This window comes from Streptomyces sp. NPDC007205 (assembly GCF_040634095.1).
In the GTDB taxonomy this organism is placed as follows: Bacteria; Actinomycetota; Actinomycetes; order Streptomycetales; family Streptomycetaceae; genus Streptomyces.
In genome coordinates, this window is record NZ_JBEYEW010000041.1 from 44,855 (window position 1) to 51,410 (window position 6,556).

General features: G+C 69.6%; 9 protein-coding genes and 2 tRNA genes. 1 reads left to right on the forward strand and 10 read right to left on the reverse strand.

Translation table 11 applies throughout. From position 1 onward, the window contains the following. Window positions 1-93: 93 nt before the first annotated feature. Complete coding sequence (gene tig / locus ABZ624_RS36540) at window positions 94-1,482, reverse strand: trigger factor (protein WP_360098876.1); 1,389 nt, start codon at window positions 1,480-1,482, stop codon at window positions 94-96. A gap of 190 nt (window positions 1,483-1,672) precedes the next feature. Continuing rightward, window positions 1,673-1,749, reverse strand: a tRNA-Pro gene (locus tag ABZ624_RS36545). Between the two features lie 160 nt (window positions 1,750-1,909). On the opposite strand from ABZ624_RS36545, the gene ABZ624_RS36550 reads away from it, so the two are divergent. Continuing rightward, window positions 1,910-1,980: transfer RNA gene (locus tag ABZ624_RS36550), tRNA-Gly, on the forward strand. A gap of 69 nt (window positions 1,981-2,049) precedes the next feature. On the opposite strand, the gene ABZ624_RS36555 is transcribed toward ABZ624_RS36550, so the two are convergent. From ABZ624_RS36555 to ABZ624_RS36590, 8 genes are all read right to left on the reverse strand, one after another. After that, window positions 2,050-3,048 (reverse strand): tyrosine-type recombinase/integrase, encoded by a 999-nt coding sequence (locus tag ABZ624_RS36555; RefSeq protein WP_360098878.1) that lies wholly within the window; start codon window positions 3,046-3,048, stop codon window positions 2,050-2,052. Window positions 3,049-3,194: 146 nt separating this feature from the next. After that, entirely contained in the window at window positions 3,195-3,407 is a 213-nt protein-coding gene (locus tag ABZ624_RS36560) for an excisionase family DNA-binding protein (RefSeq protein ID WP_360098880.1), read from the reverse strand. Continuing rightward, window positions 3,400-4,797, reverse strand: coding sequence for a replication initiator protein RepSA (gene repSA, locus ABZ624_RS36565; RefSeq protein ID WP_360098882.1), 1,398 nt, complete (start codon window positions 4,795-4,797; stop codon window positions 3,400-3,402). Before repSA ends, ABZ624_RS36560 begins: the two co-directional genes overlap by 8 nt. 4 nt (window positions 4,798-4,801) lie before the next feature. Further along, entirely contained in the window at window positions 4,802-4,984 is a 183-nt protein-coding gene (locus ABZ624_RS36570) for a hypothetical protein (RefSeq protein ID WP_360098883.1), read from the reverse strand. Between the two features lie 91 nt (window positions 4,985-5,075). Continuing rightward, a complete protein-coding gene (locus tag ABZ624_RS36575; RefSeq protein ID WP_360098885.1) occupies window positions 5,076-5,309 on the reverse strand; it encodes a hypothetical protein in 234 nt (77 codons plus the stop codon). 17 nt (window positions 5,310-5,326) lie between these two features. Beyond that, window positions 5,327-5,878 carry a GGDEF domain-containing protein gene (locus tag ABZ624_RS36580; protein WP_360098887.1) on the reverse strand — a complete coding sequence of 184 codons (552 nt, stop codon included), beginning with the start codon at window positions 5,876-5,878 and terminating at the stop codon, window positions 5,327-5,329. A gap of 5 nt (window positions 5,879-5,883) precedes the next feature. Then, window positions 5,884-6,177, reverse strand: a complete 294-nt coding sequence (locus ABZ624_RS36585; RefSeq protein WP_360098889.1) for a SpdD protein — start codon at window positions 6,175-6,177, stop codon at window positions 5,884-5,886. 22 nt (window positions 6,178-6,199) lie between these two features. Beyond that, window positions 6,200-6,355 (reverse strand): hypothetical protein, encoded by a 156-nt coding sequence (locus ABZ624_RS36590; protein WP_360098891.1) that lies wholly within the window; start codon window positions 6,353-6,355, stop codon window positions 6,200-6,202. Window positions 6,356-6,556 lie beyond the last annotated feature (201 nt).

Sequence of the window (6,556 nt, forward strand, 5' to 3'; positions counted from 1 at the left end):
CCTGAGGTCGGCGCCGTCCCGCATACGACGAACGGGCCCCGGGGACAGTCCCCAGGGCCCGCTGTACGTGCCTTACCGGCGCCGTAGGGCCGTTCAGCCCTCGGTGTTCTCCTCGGAGGTCTCCGACGCCTCGGAGGTCTCCGACGCCTCGGCGGCCTCGGTCTCCTCCTCCTCGTCGTCCAGGTCGACGATCTCGCCGTTGGTGTCCTTCACCGTGGCGGCCTCGACCACGACGGCCAGGGCCTTGCCGCGGGCGACCTCGCCGACCAGCAGCGGCACCTGGCCGCCCTCGACGACGGCCTGGGCGAACTGGTCGGGGGACATGCCGGAGGAGGCCGCACGCCGCATGAGGTGCTCGGTGAGCTCCTCCTGGTTGACGTTGAGGTTCTCCTTCTTGACCAGCTCGTCCAGGACGAACTGGGTCTTGATGCCCTTGACCGCGGCCTCGCGGGTCTCGGTGTCGAACTCCTCGGCGGTCTTGCCCTGGATCTCCAGGTACTTGTCGAGGGTGAGGCCCATCTGGCCGAGCTGGTGGTGCTCCAGGTTGTGCTTGCGGGTGTTGATCTCGTCCTCGAGCAGCTTCTCGGGGACCGGGACCTCGACCAGCTCGAGGAGCTTCTCCAGGACGCGCTCCTGGGCCTGGGTGGCCTGGTCGAACTGCTTCATGTTCGCGAGGCGCTTACGGCTGTCGGCCTTGAGCTCGTCCAGGGTGTCGAACTCGGAGGCGAGCTGCGCGAACTCGTCGTCCAGCTCGGGCAGTTCACGGGCGGCGACCTGGGTGACCTTGACGGTGACCTCGGCCTCCTTGCCCGCGGCGGAGCCGCCCTTCAGCTCGGAGGTGAAGGTGGCCTCCTCGCCGGCGGACAGGCCCTTGACGGCGTCGTCGATGCCGTCCAGCAGCTCACCGGAGCCGATGGTGTAGGACACGCCGCTGGCGATGCCGTCCTCCAGCACCTCGCCGTCGACCTTGGCCTCCAGGTCGATGGTGACGACGTCGCCGTCCTCGGCGGCGCGCTCGACCGGGGAGGTGGAGGCGAAGCGCTCGCGCAGCTGCTCGACCGACTTCTCGATGTCCTCGTCGGTCACCTCGACGGCGTCGACCTCGACCTCGATACCGGAGTAGTCCGGGATCTCCAGGGCGGGGCGGATGTCGACCTCGGCGGTGAAGTTCAGCGTCTCGCCGTCCTTCAGCTCGGTGATGTCGACCTCGGGCTGGCCCAGCGGGCTCAGCTCGGCCTCGTTGACCGCCTCGGTGTAGAACTTCGGCAGCGCGTCGTTGACGGCCTCCTCCAGCACCGCACCGCGGCCGAACCGCTGGTCGATGACGCGGGCCGGGATCTTGCCCTTGCGGAAGCCCTTCACCGTGACCTGCTGGTTGATCTTCTTGTACGCCGCGTCGAGGCTGTCCTTGAGCTCCTCGAAGGGCACCTCGACAGTGAGCCGAACCCGAGTCGGGTTCAGGGTCTCCACGGCGCTCTTCACGGTTCGGTCTCCTTGTGGCTGACTTCTTGGGTTCTGCCGGAGCCAGACTGGTCCGGCGGATTCGCCGCCCGGAGGAGTACGTAGGCCGTGGGGGCCGGGTCACACGGGCGCGCAGCTTGCATAGTAACCGCAGCCGGTCAGCGCCCCAAAAGGCGATCATCACGACGTCGTGATCAGATGCGTGAGCAGATGGTCGGGGTGGCGGGATTTGAACCCACGGCCTTCCGCTCCCAAAGCGGACGCGCTACCAAGCTGCGCCACACCCCGTCTGGTGCGAGACGTAGGGTACATGCCCCGGACGATTACGTCGGCCGCATTCCCGGAGACGGCGCGCGCGACGACTCCGGAACCAACTCGTTGGCCTCGGCGGCGGGCGACCCGCTACGATGCCTCCAGTGCCGCGGTCACCGACCTGCGGCGCACTGTTGCGGGCGTAGCTCAATGGTAGAGCCCTAGTCTTCCAAACTAGCTACGCGGGTTCGATTCCCGTCGCCCGCTCTGAGTGCCGAAGGCCCAGGTAAGAGGTTGATTTCCTCTCCCTGGGCCTTCAGTCGTTCCCGGGGTCGATCAGCCCTCCATGTCCCCCGCATGCCCCTTCGGCCGACGACGCCGCTTCAGAGCGTTCACGATCACCGCGTCCACCCCGTCGGCGATCTCCCGCTCACGGCGATCCGAGGTGTGCTGATAGATCAGCGCCGCACGGGTCGAACTGTGGCCGAGCCGGGTCATCAGCTCACGCGTACTGGCGTTCGTCTGGGACGCCAGGGTGTTGCCGGTGTGCCGAAGATCATGGAAGCGAAGGCCCTTAATGCCGACCTCGGCGCAGGCCTTGTGCCACAGACCGTTGAAGTGGTTCCGGCGGGGTGTGGCGCCCTTCGCGCCGACGAAGACGCGGCCGTCAGCACCGGGCTCCGCGAACTGCTTCATGTGGGCGACGACGACCGGCATGATCGAACGCGGAATAGCCACGGACCGCTTGCCCGCCTCACTCTTGGGCGCCTTGTAGATCCTCTTGCCGCTGTTCAACTCGGACACCGAGCCGCGCACCCGGATCATGCTCGCGTCCAGGTCGACGTCCCGTCGGCGCAGGGCGACCAGCTCACCCCAGCGCAGGGCGCAGAAGGCGCCGAGCAGGACCAGGGCGCGGTAGCGGGGCTGGGAGGCGTCTGCGAGGGCGAAGACGTCCACGACGGAGGCCGTAGGACGCTCAGGGGTGGTCACCGTGCCGCCGTTCCTGATCTGGCACGGGTTGCGGCGGATCAGTCCGTCCTCGACGGCCGTGCCCATGATCGTGCGGAGCAGCGAGTAGGCCTTGGCGACCGTGGTCGGGCCAGTCCCCGCGTCCAGTCGAGCTCGGCGCCAGGTGCGGACGGCGGCCGGCGTGATGTCGGCGATGGACATGCGTCCGAAGGTGGGCACCAGGTGCACGCGGACGAGGATCTCGTACAGCTCCTGAGTGCTCTTGGCCAGCGGGCGTTCGGCAACCCATGCGTTCGCGTACTTCGCAAACGGGACCTTGGCCGCATCGGGGTCACGCCAGTCTCCCTGACGCAGTTCCGTCTGCATGTCGGCAAGCCAGTCGTCTGCCTCGCGCTTTGTCCGGAAGGTGTCGGGTGCAGGACGGAGCACTCCGTCAGGACCGACGTACCGAGCCTGGTAGCGGCCAGACGGGAGCTTGCGGACCCGGCCGAACTGCCGACGCTTCCCAGCCATCAGGCAGCCACCCCTCGATGGGCGGAGACACGGCGGCGAGGTTCGACGGTGTTGGCGGCGATGTAGTCCCGTACGGCGCTCTCGGGGATGCGGACGTGCCGGCCGACCTTCACGTAGGTAATCCGCCGCTCTTCGATCAGGCGCCGAGGGAAGCGCACGGTCGTGCCGAGCACCTCGGCCACCTGGTCAACGCTGAGGTACCGCTCATTCATGGTCGTGCGCTCCTTCCCGGTCGAGCAGGGCGGGCAGTTCTTCGCGGGCGATCTCGCGGTTGTGCTGGATGTCGCGGCGGATGTTGGCGGCGAGCCACGACTCGCCGGGGGTGTGGCCGTGGCCGGCGTAGGTCCAGTGGGCGAGGGTGAGAACGGTGGTCTCCTCGTCGCCGGGATCGGGCAGACCGAGCACGGCGCGTTGCTGAGTTGCGCGGTAGTCGGCGCGGACCTGGCGGAGGGCTCCGAGGGTGGTGGAGTAGCGGCGGGACTTGGTGGAGAAGTGGCCGCGGAAGCCGAGCATGTGGGCCCAGTCGCGGAGCTTGCGGTCGGGGTAGAGCGAGTGGAGGTCGAGGCAGGCCTCGATGAGCCGCCGGGGGTGGTCTGGGACGCCGAGCAGGACCAGGGCCTCTTTGTTGCCGATGCGGCGGTCGACGGTGCCGGTGGTCTCGGCCGCCTTGGTGGCGTACTTGGCGACGTAGGAGGCGACGGCTTGTTCGGTGATCTCCTCGCCGTCGCCGAAGGCCCGGATCGGGCGGACGTCGAGCTGGGTGCCCCATGTGAGGGTGCGGGAGGGCTGGTCCCCGGCGGGGGCAATGTCCACGGCGACGCGGGCGGCTGCGGCGTGGATGGCGTCGGTGAGCAGGTCGAGGGTGGCCCAGGCCGGTGGTGGGCTGTCGGGTCCGTCGGGGCCGTCGAAGCGGATCACGGCGTGGAAGTGGACGGCGCCGCGCTTTTGGTACTCGGCGACCTTGCCGAAGGAGACGCGGGACTGTTCGCGGGCGTCTTTCTGGGTGAGCCCGGCCCGGCGGGCGATCTCGCGACGCAGGTAGATCGTGAAGTAGCGCCACAGGTCGGAGGCGTGGTTGTTCCACAGCACGGCGCCCACGTAGTCGTACGTGTCGGGGTCGAGCGGGGTGCCGAGTTCGGGTGCGTCCTCGGTGTGGTGGGTGCCGCAGCGGCAGGGCCGGTTGCCGGGGCGATTGTGGACCGGACCGAACGACGGGGCGGTGAGGGTGGCGAAGACGCGCGGGTGATCCCGGATGGTGTGCGGGGTGCCCTTGTCGGGGTCGCCGACGAGTCCGGCGCGGATGAGGTGGTAGGTGTCGCCGGCGTAGGTCCAGGCGCAGGCGGGGCAGCGGGAGGCGCGGCGGTTGCCGCAGGCGAGGCGGAGTCGTCCGCCGGGTTCGCTGTCCGTGGAGTACGAGTGGAGGATCTGCCCGGTGGCCTTGTTGCGGGTGATGGTGGCACCGGTCAGGTGGATCGGGTCGGAGCAGCCGCCGGTGCGGCGGATCTGGTCTTGGAGGCGGTCGAAGCCGTATGACCCGGCCAGCCTCAGCACGTCGGTGAGGGTGGCCGGGTCCAGGGCCGCCATGGTGGCGGTGTCGGTCAACTGGTCACCTCCCAGCGCGGACGAGCTGGGCGGCGGGGAACTGGTGGCCGGTGCCCTTGCAGGCGCGGCAGGTGACGGTGAGGGTGGCGCGGCTGCCGTCGGTGTTGCGGGTGCCGGTGGTGATGGCGGCGGTGGCGAAGCCGTCGCAGTCGCGGCACACGGGCTTGTTCGGGGCGTGCTGGGGCATGATGGGGCTTCCCTTTCGGGTCCGTTGGATCTGGAAGTGGTGTGAGGCGCCGGGGCGGCGGTTCTTTGGCGAGAGAGCCGCCCCGGGGCCGTCAGCGGCGGCGGTTGCGTCCGCGCGGGATGGGCGGGATGGAGTCGTAGGTCTCCTGGCCGGCGCGGAAGTCGCTGAGGTCGGTCACGTCCTTGTCGTTGCCGACCTGGCGCATGATCCGGTTCATGGCCTTGGTGTCGCGGTGGCGGCGGGCGATGGCGTAGTCGCGGCCGAGTTCGACCATCTCTTCGTTGCGGGCGGGCTCAGGGTCCTTCTTGCGGTTGAACAGGCCCATCAGGGTTCCTTTCGGGATCAGAGGTGGGTGGTGTTGCGCCTGCCGTGGCCCTTGGCCGCGTACATCGCGGCGTCGGCGGCGGACAGGGCGTCGGTGAGGGTGGGGAGCGGCAGGTGTGCGCGGTGGGCGTGGCCGACGGAGGCCGACACCGGCAAGACGCAGCCGTTGTGGCGCACGGGCCGGTCCAAGACGATCCGCAGGGCGAACAGGCCCGGGGTACGGGCAAGGTCGGTGACGATGGCGGCGAACTCGTCTCCGCCGAGGCGGGCGGCGATGCCGTGGTGGCCGCACCAGTCGGTGAGGCGGCGGGCGGTGGCGGCGAGGACCGCGTCACCGGCGGCGTGGCCGTGGGTGTCGTTGATCGCTTTGAAGTCGTCCAGGTCGATCAGGAGGACCAGGGCGCCGGGGTGCTTGGCGAGCAGGCGCTCGGCGCGGGCGGTCCATCCGGCGCGGGTGTGCAGGCCGGTCAGGGGGTCGCGGCGGGCATCCGCCAAGCGCCGCAGGAGCACTCCCCCGTGGACGGTCCAGCCGAGCGCCGGTAATCCAGCTGCGATCAGGTGCGTGTCCACGCAGGTCACCGCCCCTTCCGGAGGTCTTTGACGAGGAGGCGCAGGACGACAGCGACTACGGCGACGGAGACGCCGGTGATGGCGACCGCCAGCAGGAGCGAGACCAGGACCGCGCCGACGACCAGGACCACGGCGCCTCCGCCGGCGGCGAGGGCGAGCGCGCTGCCCGGCGTGAGCTGGATGGTCCGCCGATCCGGAGCCGAGGCGACCGGTGCCGGTGTGGCCGGGGCGGTGGGCTGCGGCTGGATGGCCGCCGGGGGCGGTGCGGTGTCCGGGGGCGGGTACTTCGGTGTGAGCACGACGGTTGTCCCTTCGGATAGGTCAGTGGACGAGGGAGGCGACGACGGGGCCGAGGAAGCTGTGGGCGAGGAGGTAGCCGCCGAGAAGGAGCAGGGCCACGAGCCACCAGGGCGGGCGGACGTGCTTGACGCCGAGGTAGCCGAGGGCGATGACGGCGAGCCAGAGCGGAACGTCCATGCCAGGGGGTGTCCCTTCTAGGGCGTGTTGTGAAAGTGCTGGTCATAGCCACTCGTTGATGGCTGCGACCAGCACGGTCGCTTCGTAGCGGACGGCGAGCTTGTCGTACCTCGTGGCCACGGCCCGGTGGCGCTTGAGCCGGTTGATCCCGCACTCGACCGCATGCCGCTGCTTGTAATCGGTCTTGTCGAACTTCGGCGG